This window comes from Streptomyces sp. NPDC092369, from assembly GCF_044755245.1.
GTDB lineage: Bacteria > Actinomycetota > Actinomycetes > Streptomycetales > Streptomycetaceae > Streptomyces.
On the sequence record NZ_JBIVQP010000001.1, the window covers coordinates 859,499 to 875,175 of the forward strand.

Annotated in this window: 12 protein-coding genes; 4 read left to right on the forward strand and 8 right to left on the reverse strand. The window is 70.3% G+C overall.

What is annotated here, in order from left to right; translation table 11 throughout:
• Positions 1-38: 38 nt before the first annotated feature.
• From ACIQI8_RS03845 to ACIQI8_RS03870, 6 genes are read right to left on the reverse strand one after another with little or no spacing between them, the layout of a single operon-like run.
• Positions 39-3,059: an alpha-mannosidase gene (locus ACIQI8_RS03845; protein WP_402344579.1), complete on the reverse strand. Its 3,021-nt coding sequence runs from the start codon at positions 3,057-3,059 to the stop codon at positions 39-41.
• A 48-nt stretch (positions 3,060-3,107) separates the two neighbouring features.
• Positions 3,108-5,135 (reverse strand): endo-beta-N-acetylglucosaminidase, encoded by a 2,028-nt coding sequence (locus ACIQI8_RS03850; protein ID WP_402344582.1) that lies wholly within the window; start codon positions 5,133-5,135, stop codon positions 3,108-3,110.
• Positions 5,132-6,436 carry a glycosyl hydrolase gene (locus ACIQI8_RS03855; protein WP_402344585.1) on the reverse strand — a complete coding sequence of 435 codons (1,305 nt, stop codon included), beginning with the start codon at positions 6,434-6,436 and terminating at the stop codon, positions 5,132-5,134. The genes ACIQI8_RS03850 and ACIQI8_RS03855 overlap by 4 nt, the downstream gene beginning before the upstream one ends.
• A gap of 27 nt (positions 6,437-6,463) precedes the next feature.
• Positions 6,464-7,369, reverse strand: a complete 906-nt coding sequence (locus ACIQI8_RS03860; protein WP_402344588.1) for a carbohydrate ABC transporter permease — start codon at positions 7,367-7,369, stop codon at positions 6,464-6,466.
• Positions 7,366-8,313: a carbohydrate ABC transporter permease gene (locus ACIQI8_RS03865; protein ID WP_402344591.1), complete on the reverse strand. Its 948-nt coding sequence runs from the start codon at positions 8,311-8,313 to the stop codon at positions 7,366-7,368. The genes ACIQI8_RS03860 and ACIQI8_RS03865 overlap by 4 nt, the downstream gene beginning before the upstream one ends.
• A gap of 6 nt (positions 8,314-8,319) precedes the next feature.
• Complete coding sequence (locus tag ACIQI8_RS03870; RefSeq protein WP_402344594.1) at positions 8,320-9,612, reverse strand: ABC transporter substrate-binding protein; 1,293 nt, start codon at positions 9,610-9,612, stop codon at positions 8,320-8,322.
• A 238-nt stretch (positions 9,613-9,850) separates the two neighbouring features.
• Here ACIQI8_RS03870 and ACIQI8_RS03875 point away from each other — a divergent pair, with 238 nt between their 5' ends.
• Positions 9,851-10,900, forward strand: a complete 1,050-nt coding sequence (locus ACIQI8_RS03875; protein ID WP_402344597.1) for a LacI family DNA-binding transcriptional regulator — start codon at positions 9,851-9,853, stop codon at positions 10,898-10,900.
• Between the two features lie 262 nt (positions 10,901-11,162).
• Positions 11,163-12,299 (forward strand): methyltransferase, encoded by a 1,137-nt coding sequence (locus ACIQI8_RS03880; protein WP_402344600.1) that lies wholly within the window; start codon positions 11,163-11,165, stop codon positions 12,297-12,299.
• A gap of 16 nt (positions 12,300-12,315) precedes the next feature.
• On the opposite strand, the gene ACIQI8_RS03885 is transcribed toward ACIQI8_RS03880, so the two are convergent.
• The gene (locus ACIQI8_RS03885) at positions 12,316-13,392 is read right to left on the reverse strand and encodes an aldo/keto reductase (protein ID WP_402344603.1); all 1,077 of its coding nucleotides are present in this window, start codon (positions 13,390-13,392) and stop codon (positions 12,316-12,318) included.
• A 237-nt stretch (positions 13,393-13,629) separates the two neighbouring features.
• Here ACIQI8_RS03885 and ACIQI8_RS03890 point away from each other — a divergent pair, with 237 nt between their 5' ends.
• Positions 13,630-14,433 (forward strand): SAM-dependent methyltransferase, encoded by an 804-nt coding sequence (locus ACIQI8_RS03890; RefSeq protein WP_402344606.1) that lies wholly within the window; start codon positions 13,630-13,632, stop codon positions 14,431-14,433.
• Positions 14,434-14,531: 98 nt separating this feature from the next.
• On the opposite strand, the gene ACIQI8_RS03895 is transcribed toward ACIQI8_RS03890, so the two are convergent.
• Positions 14,532-15,080, reverse strand: coding sequence for an ATP-binding protein (locus ACIQI8_RS03895; RefSeq protein ID WP_402344609.1), 549 nt, complete (start codon positions 15,078-15,080; stop codon positions 14,532-14,534).
• A gap of 221 nt (positions 15,081-15,301) precedes the next feature.
• On the opposite strand from ACIQI8_RS03895, the gene ACIQI8_RS03900 reads away from it, so the two are divergent.
• Positions 15,302-15,544, forward strand: coding sequence for a DUF397 domain-containing protein (locus ACIQI8_RS03900; protein WP_402344612.1), 243 nt, complete (start codon positions 15,302-15,304; stop codon positions 15,542-15,544).
• Positions 15,545-15,677 lie beyond the last annotated feature (133 nt).

The window sequence follows — 15,677 nt, forward strand, 5'->3', positions numbered from 1 at the left end:
CATCGGCACCCGCCCGCTCCTCGCCCCCGCCTGACGGCTCAGGCCCGCCTGAACCTCAGCGTCACCAGCTCGAACGGCCGCAGCCGCAGGGCGACCTGATGGCCCGTCAGCTCAGGCGCGGGCGCCTCCGCCTCGGCGAGCGGCCGCTCCAGCAGATCCGTCGCCGTCACCCCCGCCACCTCGAACCCGGCCGTGAGCGTCGCGCGCGCCCGCCCGCCGTGGGCCTCGTGGAAGCGCACGACCACGTCTCCGCTCCCGTCGTCGGCCAGCTTGACCGCCGTCACCACGACCGCGTCCCGGTCGACGGTGACCAGCGGCGCGACCTCGCCCGCGCCCGCCAGCCGCCGCTCCGGCACATTGATCCGCCAGCCCTCGCGCACCGCGTCGCCGATGCCGGCGCCCGGCACCAGCGCGTGCTGGAAGCGGTGGACGCCCTGGTCGGTCTCGGGGTCCGGGAAGCGCGGGGCACGCAGCAGGGAGACCCGGACGGTGGTGGTCGTACCGCGGTCGCCGTCCGTCCTGACCGTGCGGGTCACGTCGTGTCCGTACGTCGAGTCGTTGACGACGGCCACGCCCCAGCCCGGCTCCTCCAGGTGGACGAAGCGGTGGTTGCAGGCCTCGAACTTGGCGGCCTCCCATGAGGTGTTGGTGTGGGTGGGCCGGTGGAAGTGCCCGAACTGGGTCTCCGACGCGTACCGTTCGGCGTGCACGTCGAGCGGGAAGGCGAGCTTGAGGAACTTCTCCGTCTCGTGCCAGTCCACCTCCGTGTCCACCAACAGCCGCCGCTCCCCCGGCGCCAGGGACAGCACCTGGGTGACGCGGGAGGCTCCGAAGGTACGGGTGATCCGCACCCCGCTTCCCTCGGGCACGACCTCGTCCACGTCGGTGAGGTCCGTGACGGTGTTGCGGTAGAACTCGTCGACGTCCCAGGCGTCCCACATGTTCGGGAAGTCCGCGTGGAGCTGGAGCAGGTTGGCGGCGCGGCCGGGTGCGACGGACTCGCGGTCCGCCTCGATGTCGTAGGCCGATACGACCAGGCCCCGGGCGTCGATCCCGATGCGCAGCAGGCCGTTGTCCAGGACGTGCCCGCCGCCCTCGCGCGCGGTGACCACGGTCTCGCCGTCGGCCGCCGTCTCGCCCGCGCCGCCTGCCGGGATGCCGGCGCGGGTGTGCGGGGCCGCGTTGAAGACGAGGGACGTCGTGCCCTCGCCGGCCAGGGCGCGCTGAGCCGCGTCGATGATGCCGGTCAGCTCCTCGGCGAGCCGCGCGTACGTCCGCCGTGCCTCCCGGTGGACCCAGGCGATCGACGAGCCGGGCAGGATGTCGTGGAACTGGTGCAGCAGGACCGTCTTCCAGATGCGGTCCAACTCCTCGTACGGATACGGGAATCCGGTCCGTACGGCCGCCGTCGCCGCCCACAGTTCGGCCTCGCGCAGGAGGTGTTCGCTGCGGCGGTTGCCCTGCTTGGTCTGTGCCTGGCTGGTGAGGGTGGCGCGGTGGAGTTCGAGGTAGAGCTCGCCGACCCAGACCGGGGGTTCGGGGTATTCGGCCTCGGCCTTCTCGAAGAACTCCCGCGGGGTCTCCCAGCCGACGGTCGCCGAACCCTCGAGGTCCCGCAGCCGGGCCGCCTTCGCGATCATCTCGCGGGTGGTGCCACCGCCGCCGTCGCCCCAGCCGGTGGGGGCGAGGGAGTGCCGGGCGACGCCCTTGTCCTTGAAGTTGCGGGCCGCGTGGGCTATCTCGCTGCCCTTCATGGAGCAGTTGTAGGTGTCGACGGGCGGGAAGTGCGTGAAGATCCGGGTGCCGTCGATGCCCTCCCAACGGAAGGTGTGGTGCGGGAACTTGTTCGTCTGCGACCACGAGATCTTCTGCGTCAGCAGCCACTTGGAGCCCGCCGCCTTGATGATCTGCGGCAGACCGGCGGCGAAGCCGAAGGTGTCGGGGAGCCAGGCCTCGTCGTTCTCGATGCCGAACTCGTCGATGAAGAACCGCTTGCCGTGCACGAACTGACGGGCCATCGCCTCCGAGCCCGGCATGTTGGTGTCCGACTCCACCCACATGCCGCCGGCCGGCACGAACCGCCCGTCCGCCACGGCCTTCTTCACCTTCGCCCACACCTCGGGCCGGTGCTCCTTCACCCACGCCCACTGCTGCGCCTGCGACATGGCGAACACGAACTCGGGCTCGTCCTCCAGGAGGGCGGTCATGTTCGAGGTCGTCCGAGCCACCTTGCGGACCGTCTCACGCAACGGCCACAGCCACGCCGAGTCGATGTGCGCGTGGCCGACGGCGCTGATGCGGTGGGCGGAGGGGACGGCGGGGGCGGCGAGGACACCGGTGAGCTGCGAACGGGCGCGCTCCGCCGACCCGTTGACGTCCTGGAGGTCGATCGCGTCCAGGGCCTTCTCCAGCGCGCGCAGGATGTCCCAGCGGCGGGCCGAGTCCACCGGCAGCTCGGCCATCAGCTCGCCGAGCACCTCCAGATCCAGCACCAGTTGCCACACGGTCTCGTCGAAGACGGCGAGGTCCATCCGGGTGAGCGTGTACTGCGGTTCAGTGCCGGCCGTCTCCTTGTCGCCCAACTGCGTGGGCAGGAAGGGGTGGTAGTCGAGGATGACGGGGTTGGAGGCGGCCTCGACATGCAGGACCACCTCCTCGCCGCCCTCGACGGGCGCGCCGACGCGCACCCACTGGTTGCGCGGGTTGAGGCCCTTCACCGGGGTGCCGTCGGGCCGGTAGACCAGGCCCTCGCACTGGAAGCCGGGCATGTTCTCGTCGAAGCCGAGGTCCAGGATCGCCTCGACGGTCTTGCCGGCCCACGCCTGCGGGACCGTCCCGGAGACGCGGAACCAACTGGTCCCCCACGGAGCACCCCACCGGGCGCCCACCTCGATCGGCTCGGGCTCGGCCGCGAGCCCTTCGGCGACCGGCACGGGTTCGCCGGGCGCGTTCCACACCGCCACTTCCAGCGGGACGGACTCCGGATGGACGGCGGGGCGGACGCGCTCGTCGAGGACGCGCTTGAGGCGGGCTTCGACCAGGTTGCGGTCGTCATGCATGCGGGGTGCTCCAAGACTGGGTGGACGATTACCGGTGGTGACTGACGGCTACCAGGTGTGAGTCACCGTGACGGGAGCCGACGAGGTGTACAGCTCCCCCACCGCGCACAACTCGAACCGCGCGGCCTGCTCGCCCTGCTCGGCGGTGAGTCCGGCGACGAAGTACGCGCACTGCGCGGTGCCGCCGAGGAAGCGGCGGGTGCCGTCGGGCAGGAGGCGGTGGAGTTCGTACTGTCGCACGGCCCCCTCGGCGGCGCTCCAGCCGAAGCGCAGGTCGCCGCCGGTGGCCGCGGTGATGCCGAAGCCGGACGGGGCGGCGGGGGTGTCGGGCGTGTCGTGGACGGCGAGACCGCCGAGCCGCCACCGCACCGCTGTCCCGGAGCCGTCTGCGGTGAGCCGCACGCCGATCGCGTGGACGGTCCCGGACAGCTCTGTGAGCGGCACGGTCACGGTCAGCCACCCGTTGACCGGGTTCACAGGCGAAGCCGTGTCCACCGGCAGATACGTGTAGGGCGGTGTCGCCCCCGGTGAACTCGCCTCCGCGGTCGCCACCGCCAGCTCGACGTTCACCTCCCCCGCGTCCGCCTTGTACGTCAGCTCGACGACCGTGTCCCCACTGATCGGCAGCCGGGTCGCGTACACCTCCACATCCGTCGGCGCGTCCAGCGCACCGGCGACCAGCACACTGCTCCCACCGCGCCACGCGTCGGCGAAATCGAAGGTCACGGCGGGCCGCTGCCCGGACGTGTGCACCGCCCAGCGCCTCGACGGCAGCCGGTCCTGCACCCCGAGGTGGTTCCACGCCGTGTCCGACGTGACCGCCCCGTCCTCGTACCACCGCAGCCCGTGCCCCGTGTTGAACACGCTCCCGAACGGCAGCGAGCCGACCGTCGACCGGTCCGCCACCGACACGGCCGGCGCCCGCCAGGGGTCGGTGGTGTCCGGCCGCGAGGGATCGAGGGAGCGGCCGGTCCAGAACCGGTCGTCGGAGGCGTGGAAGTCGCCCGGAGTCCGGCTCGCCGGAAGGTGGTTGCGGGTCCACTCGGGCCGGTAGAGGCCGATCGACGTGATGTGCGCCTTGGTACTCGGCACGATGGCGTCCCAACTCACGGACGTGTTGGAGCCGTTGGACTCGACGTCCACCCCGGCCCACAGCTCGTACCGGCTGCGCCCCAGGTCCACGGCCTTCTGCCCGGACGAGGCGAGCGTGCTCGTGCTCCACCGGAAGTCGACGAACATGTCGTCCGCGGCCTGGAAGAACGCCTGGTTCTGGGTGTTGAGGGCGCCCTGCCAGCTCACCGTGCCGTTCACGGTCATCGAGTCGTACCAGGTCACCCGCTGCCCCTCGGCCACGGCGAGCGCCTTCAACTCCTTGACGAAGCCCAGCATGTCGGTTCCCAGGGCGGTGTTCCCGCCGCCGGTCTCGGCGTTCACGAACCACCCGTCGAAGCCGTACGCGGCGGCGACGGCCACGAGTTGGGCGGCGAGCGGGTAGTGCCCGGTGGAGTCCTTCTGCACCAGGTCGCGGGTCCACTGGAGCCTGCCGCCGTACGCGGTGGGCGGCAGGAAGATGTTGCCGAGCACGGGCACGCCGTGCCGGTGGGCCGCGTCCACGATCGGCGCGTTCGGGGCGAGGATGAGCCCCTCCCCCGACGAGCCGCCCCAGAACACCAGCTCGTCCATGTACGCCCAGTGGGTGAGGGCGTAGTAGTCGGCGGTGGCCGCGCCCTGCGAGGGATTGCCGGCGGTCGGCCCGAAGGAGACGAGTGACTGGACGCGGGCCTGTTCCGAGCGGGCGGTCGTGTTCGCCTGGGTCGGGGTGAAGCGGGTCGCGAGCGGCACGGAGGCCGCGTTGAAGGCGAGGTCCGCGTCACCGGCAGCCGTCCACGCCTTCAGGCTGCGCCAGGTGATGCCCGTGCCGGGGGTGCCCGAAGGGAACGAGTCCGGGTACCAGTACGAGGCGTACGGCGGGGTCGCGGCGGCGTCGGCCCGCGGGGTGGCCGCGAGGGCGGGCGCCGAGGGCAGCAGGGCGGCTGCCGCGCCGGCGATCAGGACCGTGCGTCTGGTGGGGTTCACGAGCTGGTGCCTCCTGGTGGGGTGGGGAGTACCTGTTCGGGACGGACGACTTCGGTGATGCCACGCGCGGCGAGGTGGTCCTTGTCGTCCGCGCGCGTGTCCAGGACGGTCGTGGGCCGGGCGCCGTCGGCGGTCAGCTGGAAGAAGGCGTCGTAGACCGGGCCGCCGGGCGCGCAGAGCGAGCGGACGGCCGGGTCGGCGGGGACCGTGAGCGCGGTGGTGCGGGGTGCGGGGGTGTGCGGTCGGGGGGTGTGGGGCGCCGAGGTCCGGGCCGCCGAAGCCTGTGCGCGGACTTGGGCCGCCGCATCGGCAAGCACCCGCGCCATGTCCTTCGGCTTCCGGTCATTCGTCAACAGCCCGAGCCCGTATTCGAGTTCGGGGAAATCGGCCAGCTCGCGGGACACGTCGTGGGAGCACCACCAGGTGATGCCCCACAGGTCGGGGCAGTCAAGCGCGTTCGTGACGGTCGCCTCGGTGAAGGCGGCGGCGTGCTCGGCCGGGATCAGGGGCGCGGGGGCGCCGACCTCCTGGAGCCAGACGGGCCGGTGGGGTTGCTCAGCCCAGGCCTTGCTCAGTTCGACGAGGTACGCGGCATGGTGTTCGCTCGGCACGGAGGTACGGCCATGACGCTGGGCGGTGCCGTTGAAGACCCAGGAGTGCACGGCCGTCACGGCGCCGTGCCGGGCGGCCTGGCCCGGGGTGAACGGCATGTCGTCCTGGTACCAGGTCGCGTCGTACTCGGCGTGCAGGTGGAGCTTGCCGGGGGCGCCCTGCTCGCAGGCGGCGAGCATCCGTGTGAGCCACGCGTCGATCTCGTCGGACGTCGCCCGGTCGGGGTCGGGATGCGGGCCCGCCGAGAACTGGTTGACCTCGTTGCCGAGGGTCATGCCGATGAAGTTCGGCCGGTCGGCGAGGGCGGCGGCGAGGGTGCGCAGGTAGGCGGCCTGGCCGTCGACGACGTCGGGGTCGGTGAAGAGGTTGCGCCGGTGCCAGGTCCGGGTCCAGGCGGGGAGGTAGTCGAAGCTGCTCAAGTGGCCCTGCAGACCGTCCACGTTGACGTCGAGACCGCGTTCGGCGGCGGCGTCGGCGAGCTGGACGAGCTGCTCGACGGCGCGGGGGCGGATCAGGGTGCGGTTCGGCTGGAAGTACGGCCACAGCGGGAAGACGCGGATGTGGTCGAGGCCCAGTGCGGCGATCGAGTCGAGGTCGGCCCGTACGGAGTCGAGGTCGAAGTCGAGCCAGTGGTGGAACCACCCTTCGCTGGGGGTGTAGTTGACGCCGAAGCGCACGGCAGCAGGCATGCGGAAGTCCTTGTGCTCAGGGGAGGTTCAGCCCTTGACCGCGCCCTCGCCGACCCCGCGGAAGAAGTACCGCTGGAGACAGGCGAAGAGGGCGATCAGCGGTGCCACGGCGATGACCGTGCCCGCCGCGACGAGCCGTTCGTCGTTGGCGAAGGTGCCGTGCAGATAGTTGAGTCCGATGGTGAGCGTGAACTTGTCCGGGTCGCTCAGCACGATGAGCGGCCACAGGAAGTCGTCCCAGGCGCCCATGAAGGCGAAGATCGCGACCACCGCGAGGGTGCCCTTCACCGACGGCACCGCGATCCGCAGGAACCGCTGCCAGGCGTTGGCCCCGTCGACGTAGGCGGCCTCCTCGATCTCGTAGGGGAGGTTGAGGAAGGCGTTGCGCATCAGCAGCACGTTCATCGAGGCGATGCAGGCGGGCAGGACGACGCCGATCAGGGTGTTGTTGAGGTCGAGTTCCCGCATGGTCGTGAACTGGGCGATGATGATGCTCTCGGCCGGCACGAGCATGGCGAGGATGAAGACCAGGGTGGCCACCCGCCGGCCCCGGTAGCGCAGCCGGGCCAGGGCGTAGCCGGCGAGGGCCGAACCGACGCAGTTGGTCACGACGTTGGCGGTGGCGACCTTCAGCGAGTTGAAGGCGTAGTCCCAGACCGGGATGGTGTCGGCGACCCGGCTGTAGTTGTGCAGGGTGGGGTGGCCGGGCAGGAAGCTCGGCGGGGAGCTGTAGATGTCCTCGGTGGGGCCCTTGAGCGAGGTGGACAGCTGCCACAGGAACGGGCCGACGGTCAGGGCCAGTACGACGAGCAACAGCAGGTAGCGCAGGGCGAGTTCCCACACCCGGATGCGGCGGCCGTGCTCGTCGGTGACCCGGGGTTCGCGGGCGGCGGCCGGCTTCCGGTCGGGCCGCACCTTTTCCAGGACGCTCATGACTCGTCCTTCCGGTCGACCCGCAGGACGAGCAGCATCAGGGCGACGGTGACGACGAAGACGACGACCGAGATGGCGGAGGCGTAGCCGACCCGGCCGGTCAGGCCGGTGCCGGTGCGCTGGACGAGCATGACGAGGGTGGTGTCCTCGCCCGCCGGTCCGCCGCTGGGGCCCGCCATCAGGTAGACCTCGGAGAACACCTTGAAGGCGGCCACCGAGGAGAGCGCGCCGACCAGCACCATGGTGGAGCGGACGGCGGGCACGGTGACGGTGACGAAGCGGCGGATCGCGCCGGCGCCGTCGACCGCGGCGGCCTCGTGCAGTTCGCGTGGCACGTTCGCCAGCGCGGCCAGATAAATGATCATGTAGTAGCCGAGGCCCTTCCAGACCGTGACCGCCATCGCGCTCACCAGGAGCAGCCACTGGTCGCTGAGAAAGCCGACCCGGCCGACCCCGATGGTCTCCAACAGCGAGTTGATCAGGCCGCGTTCGTCCAGCAGCCACACCCAGATCAGACCGACCACGACGATCGAGGCGACGACCGGGGTGTAGAAGGCGGACCGGAAGAAGGTGATGCCGGGGATGTTCTTCTGCACGAGAAGGGCGAGCAGCAGGGGCAGGATCACCAGCGCGGGGACGACTCCGAGGACGTACAGCGTGCTGTTGCGCAGGCCGATCCAGAACATGTCGTCGTGCCACAGCTCGCGGAAGTTGGCGAGGCCCACGAACTCGCCCGGGATCAGGGTGCGGCGGTCGGTGAAGGAGTTGATCACCGTGGAGACGAACGGGTACAGGACGAACACGCCGGTGATCAGCAGCCCGGGTGCGGCGAACAGCCAAGGGCTGCTGGGCAGTTGGCGCCGCACGCGCCGTACCGGCCGATCGCCCGGCGCCCGGGGTCCGCGCCGCACCCGGGACTCGGTGGGAACAGTGGAACTCGCCATGTCGGGTCAGCCCTGCTGCTTCAGGAGCGTGTCGCACGCCTTGACAGCGTTGTCGAGAGCGTCCTTGGGGCTCTCCTTGCCCTGCAGCGCCTTGGCCACCTCGTTGCGCAGGGCGGTCTTCATCTGGTCGCTGAACAGCACGGGCGTGTAATTGACCGCGTTCTTCAGCGACTTGGCGGCGGCGATCCGGACGCGGGTCTCGTCGGTGCCGTCCTCCTTGGTGAAGTACGGGTCGTCGAGGGAGCCGGCGGTGCTCGGGAAGATGGCGACCTTCTTGGCGAACGACATCTGGTGCTCGGCGTCGGTGACCCAGTGCGCGAAGGCGATCGCGGCGGGCTTCTTCTTGGTCTGCGCGTTGACCATCAGGCCCATCACGTACATGTTGACGTGTCCGGTGCTGGTGATCTGGTCCGTGATGCCGATGTTCTTGTACAGGTTCGGCGCCTGCTTCTTGAAGTTGCCGAGGTCCAGGGCGCTGCCGGGGTTCATGGCGACGGCCCCGGTGAGGAACTTCTTGCCGGACGACTCGGGGGTCGCGGTCAGCGCCTGCGGGTCGAGCGCCTTGGCGTCGTACAACTCCTTGTACTTGGTGAGGAGTTCGATGCCCTTCGCGTCGTTGAAGGCGAAGCCGGTGCCCTCCTTGTTCATCAGCTCGACGCCGTAGCGGCCGAAGTCCTCGATGGTGGGCACGTTGGCGAGGGTGGCGACCTTGCCGTCGCTCTTCTGCGCCAGTTCCAGGGCGTCGGTGAAGAGTTCGTCGTACGTCTTCGGCGGCTGGTCGGGGTCGAGCCCGGCCTCCTTGAAGAGGGACTTGTTGTAGAAGAGCGGCCCGGTGTTGAGGTACCAGGGGAAGGCGTAGGTGCCGGTCATGCCCGGTATCTGGTGGCTGGCCCAAGCCCCGTCCAGGTACTCCTTCTTGTACTTCGCGGCGCTCTTGTCGAGGTCGAGCGCGAAGCCGGCCTTGGCGAGCGGGGCGACGAGGTCCGGGGAGACGTTGACGACGTCGGGCAGGGTGCCGCCGGCTGCGTCGGCGCTGATCTTGTCGGGGTAGCCCTCGGCGGGCTGGTCGACCCACTTCACGTGGGTGCCCGGGTACTGCTTCTCGAAGTCGGCGATCACGCCCTCGAAGTACGACTTGAAGTTCGCGCGCAGGTTCCAGGTCTGGAAGGTGATGTTGCCTTCCACCTTGCCGGAGGCGTCGGAGGAACCGCCGTCGTCGCTCCCGGAACCGCAGGCGCTCAGCGGCAGTACGAGGGCGGCTACGGCGGTAGCGGCGAGGGCTCTGCGGGATATGGGCACGGTGACACGGCTCCCTTGGCGGCGTCGGCGGCTGGGACGCCATGGACCATGCCCGGGGCTCTCGGGGAAAGTCAATGGATTCGGCACAGCTAAAGAAATCCGTTCCTCATTAGTGCAGGTCATGAGCGCGTGGCCGACCTCTTGCCACTTATGACTAATGCGCTTTAGGGTGATGGCACTCAAGCGCATTAGCTGCTCCGTGTCGCATCACGCTGAATCGTGAGAAATGGGGATCCCCATGCCGGCGAAGCGGTCCCCGGCGCGCCGGCCGACCATGAAGGACATCGCGCGGCGCGCGGGCGTCTCCGAGAGCGCGGTGTCGTTCGCGCTCAACGACCGTCCCGGAGTCTCGGAGGTCACCCGCGACCGGGTGCGCCGGGTCGCCGAGCAACTGGGCTGGCGGCCCAGCACGGCGGCCCGCGCGCTGTCCGGCGAGGGCGCGGCCACGGTCGGCTTCGTACTGGCCCGGCCCGCCCACACGTTGGGCGTCGACTCCTTCTTCCTCCAACTCGTCTCGGGCATCCAGGAAGTGCTGGCGGAACGTCATCTCGGGCTGCTGTTCCAGGTGGTTGAGGACGTCGAGGACGAATGCGCGGTCTACCGGCGCTGGTGGGCCGAGCACCGCGTGGACGGCGTACTCGTCGTCGATCCGCGCACCGACGACCCACGCCCCGACCTGCTGGACGAACTCGGCCTGCCCGCGGTGGTGATCGGTGGCGCGCCCGACGAACGCCACCCCGGTCTGTCGACGGTGTGGGCGGACGACGCGGCGGCGATGGCCGCGGTCGTGGACGGCCTGTACGCGCTCGGCCACCGCCGGATCGTGCACATCGCGGGTCTCGCGGGCCTGGCCCACACCGAGCGCAGGGTGCGCACCCTGCGCGCGGAGGCCGCCCGACGCGGCCTGACCGGCGTCCAGTCGGTGACCACGGACTACTCCGACGCGGAGGGCGCCGCCGTCACCCGCCGCGTCCTGGAGGACCCCGCTCCCCCGACCGCCCTGATCTACGACAACGACGTGATGGCCGTGGCCGGAGTGGCCGCCGCCACCGAACTCGGCTTCGCCGTACCGGCCGACGTCTCGGTGGTCGCGTGGGAGGACTCGGCCCTGTGCCGCATGGTCAAGCCCTGGCTGTCCGCGTTGTCCCGGGACAGCGTGGAGTTCGGGCGCACCGCGGCACGGGAGTTGACCGCGCTGCTGGACGGGGGGCCGGCGCGGGCGGAGCGGGTGCCGGTGCCTCGGCTGATCGTGCGGGACAGCACGGGGGCGGCACGCGGTCGGGACTGAGTCCGGTGCGGGCCCGCAGCATCAGTGTGAACGACCGCATCTACGACAACGCGTACAGTTCGTTCCGTTACCTCATCTGAAAGGCCTGCCCCTGATGCTCGGCATGGTTGTCTGGGATGTCCGCTCTCGCGCTTCGACGCGGGAGCGATAGCGACCAACTGCCTCGACGCACACGCCTGTCCATCGGACAGACGTGGGTTCGGCCCGCTCCTCGTCGAAGTGCTCTTCGTGCCCCCGCACGTTCGATCACGAGGAGTACGCGGTGTCCACCATCGCCTGGACCCAGAACCACACCCACCGTTCCGCCCACTGGCATTCCGAGAACGGCACCCCTCCCCCGGGACGAACCGTCGTCGCCGACGACCGGACGAAGGCCGATGACGCCTACCGACAGGCGTGTGAAGGCACGGCCCTGCTCTGGCAGGGCGACTTCCACAACGCCCGGCAACTGCTGAGGGCGTTGGGCCGCCGCCTCGACCGCAGACCGCCCAGGGCCGGTACGTCCCCGAGCGACTCCTTCCACCTCCACCGACGCGACAGCAGTCACCGCGCCCGTGTCCTCGGCAGGCTCCTGGTGCTGCTGGAGGGCGACCACACCCTGGCGTTGCGCCGCGCACCCGACGTCCGCCGGGCCTGCCTGGAGGCGTACGGCCCCGCGCAGGGGCCCACGGCGGTCTCCCTGCGCGAGCTGCTGGGAGTGATCGGCGCTCACCAGTGGCGCCTGAAGGGGGTCGACGTGCCGGCGCTGGGTGCGCGTGTCCACCCGCACTACGGAGTGTTCGCACCGGTCAGAGGCGAGTACGTCGACCTCGTCGCCCGCACACCGCTGCCACCGGCGATCCGGCAACACCCCGCCACCAGCACGGCGTTCGATCTCGGCACCGGAACCGGTGTCCTCGCCGCCGTCCTGGCCCGGCGTGGAGTCAGCCGGGTTGTGGCCACCGACATCAGCCCACGCGCCCTCGCCTGCGCCCGGGAGAACGTCCACCGGCTCGCGCTCACCGGCCGAGTCGAGGTGGCCGGCCCCGGTCTCTTCCCCGAAGGCCGCGCCGACCTCGTCGTGTGCAACCCGCCCTGGCTCCCCGCTCGTCCGACGGGGCCCGTGGAACAGGGCGTCTACGACCCGGACAGCACCATGCTGCACAGCTTCCTCGCCGGACTCGCGTTCCGTCTGCGACCGGGCGGCGAGGGCTGGCTCGTCCTGTCCGACCTGGCGGAACACCTCGGCCTCCGGACCCGCGGACACCTGCTCGACGCGGTCCGGGCAGCGCGCCTGCGCGTGGTGGAAAGGATCGACACCAAGCCCCGGCACCCACGCGCCAAGGACGCCGACGACCCGCTCCACGCGGCCCGGAGCGCCGAGACCACCTCCCTGTGGCGTCTGGTCGCGACGCCATGACCGGCACCCCGAGCGCTCAGTGCCGGACGGCTCCCCGCACCAGGAAGTGCACGCCGCTCTCCTCCCCGTCCACCGTCGCCCCCGCGTACTTGAGCATCCGCCCCATGCTCCGGTTGAGCTCGAAGGGGAAGTTGAGCGTCGGCGCGGACACCTCGTCCAGGACCGCGGTCTGTTCCGGTGTGAGGTGTACGTCGAGGCCCGCGAGGTTGGCCTCCAGGTGCTGGAGGGTGCGGGGGCCGATGAGGGTGGAGGTGACGCCGGGACGGTTCTGGACCCAGGAGAGGGCCACGGCGGCGGGGCTCGCGCCGATCTCGTCGGCGATGCCGGCCAGCGCCTCGATGACCGTGAACTGGGCGTCGGTGGGGGCGCCGAGCACCGCCGCGCGCCGGGACTCCGAAGTGCCTTGGCCACGGCGGTACTTGCCCGAGAGGTAGCCGCTCTTGAGCGGGCTCCAGGGGAGTACGCCCATGCCGGCGTCCTGGGCGAGCGGGATCAACTCGCCCTCGATGGTGCGCTCCAGCAGGGAGTACTCCATCTGGAGCGCGGTGACGGGGGTCCAGCCGCGCAGCAGGGCCATGGTGTGCGCCTTGGCCGTGAACCAGGCCGGGGTGTCGGAGAAGCCGACGTAGCGGATCCTGCCCGCGGTGACCAGGTCGTCCAGGGTGCGCAGGGTCTCCTCGACCGGCGTGGACCAGTCGTGGTTGTGCAGCCAGTACAGATCGATGTAGTCGGTGCGCAGCCGGCGCAGCGACTCCTCCAGCTGGCCGAGGATCGCCTTGCGGCTCGCGCCGCCGCCGTTCGGGTCGCCGGGGTGGAGGTTGCCGTAGAACTTGGTGGCCAGGACGAGCCGGTCGCGCAGGCCGGGGCGGGCGGCGAGGAAGTCGCCGAGGATCGTCTCCGACTGGCCGCCGGTGTAGAAGTTCGCGGTGTCGAGGAAGTTGCCGCCGCGGTCGAGGTAGGACTGCAGGATCTTCTCGGACTCCTCGACGTCGGTGCCGAAGCCTTCGGCGTCGCCGAAGTTCATCGCCCCGAGGCAGAAGGGGCTCACGTTGAGGCCGGACCGGCCGAGGCCGACGTACGAGTCGAGTGCCATGGGATGCTCCTCAGAGTCTTGCGCCGTGGTGCGGCGGGAAGGGACTCTTCGAGCAAACCAGCCTGAGCTGCGCAGTCGTTAGTGCGATCCCCTCGTCCTCTTGCACGATCCTCTCGACCTGTCCAGAGGCTTGGAGTGACGGCGGCCGGCCCACCCGGGCCCGTACCGTCCCGCCCGTCCACCACCGTGAACCCCAATCGCCGGACACCGCCGCGTACTTCATGTGACGCTTTGCCCATGACCTCCGAAGACCCGTTGGCCGACCGGCTCCAGCTGGACCGGCCGCACTCCGCCCGTGTGTGGAACTTCCTGCTGGGCGGCAAGGACAACTACGCCGCCGACCGCGAGGCCGGCGAGATGATCCTCCAGATGTTCCCGGACATCGCCCTGCTCGCCCGGCTCCAGCGCCGCTTCCTCGTCCGGGCCGTGCGCTACCTCGCCGCCGAGGCGGGCGTACGCCAGTTCCTGGACGTCGGCACCGGCCTGCCCACCGTGGACAACACCCACGAGGTCGCCCAGCGCATCGCCCCCGAGAGCCGGATCGTCTACGTCGACAACGACCCGTTGGTCCTGGTGCACGCCCAGGCCCTGCTCACCAGCACCCCGGAGGGCGCCTGCGCCTACCTGGACGCCGATGTGCGCGATCCGGAGACGATTCTCCAAGAGGCCGCGAAGACACTGGACTTCAGCAAGCCGATCGCGCTGACCATGCTGGGCATCCTGGGCCAGATCCCGGACTCCGACGAGCCCGCGGCCGTCGTGGCGCGCTTCCTCGACGCCCTCCCGCCCGGCAGCTATCTCGCCCTGAGCGACGGCACCGACACCAACGAGGCGCTCAACCAGGCGATTTCGGTGTACAACGCGAACTCCGCCAGCTCCTACCACCTACGTGGACAGGAGCGGATCGCAGCGTACTTCGACGGCCTGGAGGTCATGGAACCGGGTATCGTCCCCACCTCGCAGTGGCACCCGGAGCCGGTCGACGTGGGTCGCGACCCCTCCGACGTGGACGCGATCTGCGGCATCGGCCGCAAGGTCTGAGCCACTCCCCGTTCTTCACAACGGGCCTCTCTGGACCGGCCGTTCGCCGGCCACCGGAGGGGCCCGTCCCCGTGCCGCACGCGCTCGTCAGCGCCGCGTCACAGCCGGAACAGCGCCCAGACCGTCTTCCCGCCGGCCGCACGCAGGTTCCAGCCCCATGAGTCGCTGAGCGCCGAGACGACCTGCAACCCCCGCCCGGACTCGGCGAGTTCGTCGGGCCGTCCTTCGACCGGGATGCGTTCGCTCTCGTCGGTGACCCCGCACACCGCGTACGACCACCGGTCCCACAGGGCGAGCCACAGGGACGGCTCCAGCGGCGTCCGACTGTCGCGCGGCTGTCCGTAACGCAGGGCGTTGCTCAGCAGTTCCGACACGGTGACCGCCATGTCCTCGATGCGCTCGTCCGCGATCCGGCCGTCGAGTGACGCCCAGGTGAACGCTCTTGCGACACGGGCGGATTGGGTGACCGGAGGAACCACCAGGACGGAACAGAGGGCCGGTCCTCGGGGATCCCCGGCCGCGGGGGCGAGTGTGAGACTCTCACCCGGCTCCGGCCGGCCCAGGTCGTCCACGGCGCGACACAGCCACTCCCAAGTCGCCTCGACCCGCAAGGAGTTGACCGGTCGTGCGACTTGCTCTGCGGACATCGCGACCCCTGGTACCCCTGCGGAGAGAACAACTGCGCGCGCTACGCCTTGCGGAGCATGGTGCTCCGCCTTCGGGGTCGAACGCAAGTGCATCGGCAATTACCGCTGCAATTGCAGACGATCTTGCGAGGGGTCTGTCCGGGGGCTATCGTCACGCTCACCACCCATGGATGCAATTGAAGATGCAATTGCAGACGATCTTTGTGGGAGTGACACGTCAGATGCAGCACGTGACGAACGGCATGCCGGCGACCCAACTGGGCGGCGCCCTCTGGCGAAAGAGCCGGCACAGCAACCCCGAGGGCAACTGTGTGGAGCTCGCCGCCCTCCCGGACGGCAGCGTCGCCGTACGCAACTCCCGCCACCCGGAAGGTCCGGCGCTCGTCTACACCAGCGCCGAGATCACCGCCTTCGTCCGCGGCGTGAAGGACGGCGACTTCGACGGCCTACTCCCCGGTCGTTGAGGTCGGCTACACCCGCGGATGGCCGGAAGGCGCCGGACTCCGGCCGCCTTCCGGCCCCATCACTCCCTGCGGTGGCTCGACATCTCGGTGCTACGCTCCTAGGTTGAGGCCCCAGAATCTCGGGTTCCGCAGA

What these genes read in the sequence shown, in the direction of transcription:
- ACIQI8_RS03855 (WP_402344585.1), bottom strand. Translation starts at nt 6,436, where the DNA reads ATGCCTGCTGCCGTGCGCTTCGGCGTCAACTACACCCCCAGCGAAGGG.
- ACIQI8_RS03860 (WP_402344588.1), bottom strand. Translation starts at nt 7,369, where the DNA reads ATGAGCGTCCTGGAAAAGGTGCGGCCCGACCGGAAGCCGGCCGCCGCC.
- ACIQI8_RS03865 (WP_402344591.1), bottom strand. Translation starts at nt 8,313, where the DNA reads ATGGCGAGTTCCACTGTTCCCACCGAGTCCCGGGTGCGGCGCGGACCC.
- ACIQI8_RS03890 (WP_402344606.1), top strand. Translation starts at nt 13,630, where the DNA reads ATGACCTCCGAAGACCCGTTGGCCGACCGGCTCCAGCTGGACCGGCCG.
- ACIQI8_RS03845 (WP_402344579.1), bottom strand. Translation starts at nt 3,059, where the DNA reads ATGCATGACGACCGCAACCTGGTCGAAGCCCGCCTCAAGCGCGTCCTC.
- ACIQI8_RS03885 (WP_402344603.1), bottom strand. Translation starts at nt 13,392, where the DNA reads ATGGCACTCGACTCGTACGTCGGCCTCGGCCGGTCCGGCCTCAACGTG.
- ACIQI8_RS03895 (WP_402344609.1), bottom strand. Translation starts at nt 15,080, where the DNA reads ATGTCCGCAGAGCAAGTCGCACGACCGGTCAACTCCTTGCGGGTCGAG.
- ACIQI8_RS03875 (WP_402344597.1), top strand. Translation starts at nt 9,851, where the DNA reads ATGCCGGCGAAGCGGTCCCCGGCGCGCCGGCCGACCATGAAGGACATC.
- ACIQI8_RS03900 (WP_402344612.1), top strand. Translation starts at nt 15,302, where the DNA reads ATGCAGCACGTGACGAACGGCATGCCGGCGACCCAACTGGGCGGCGCC.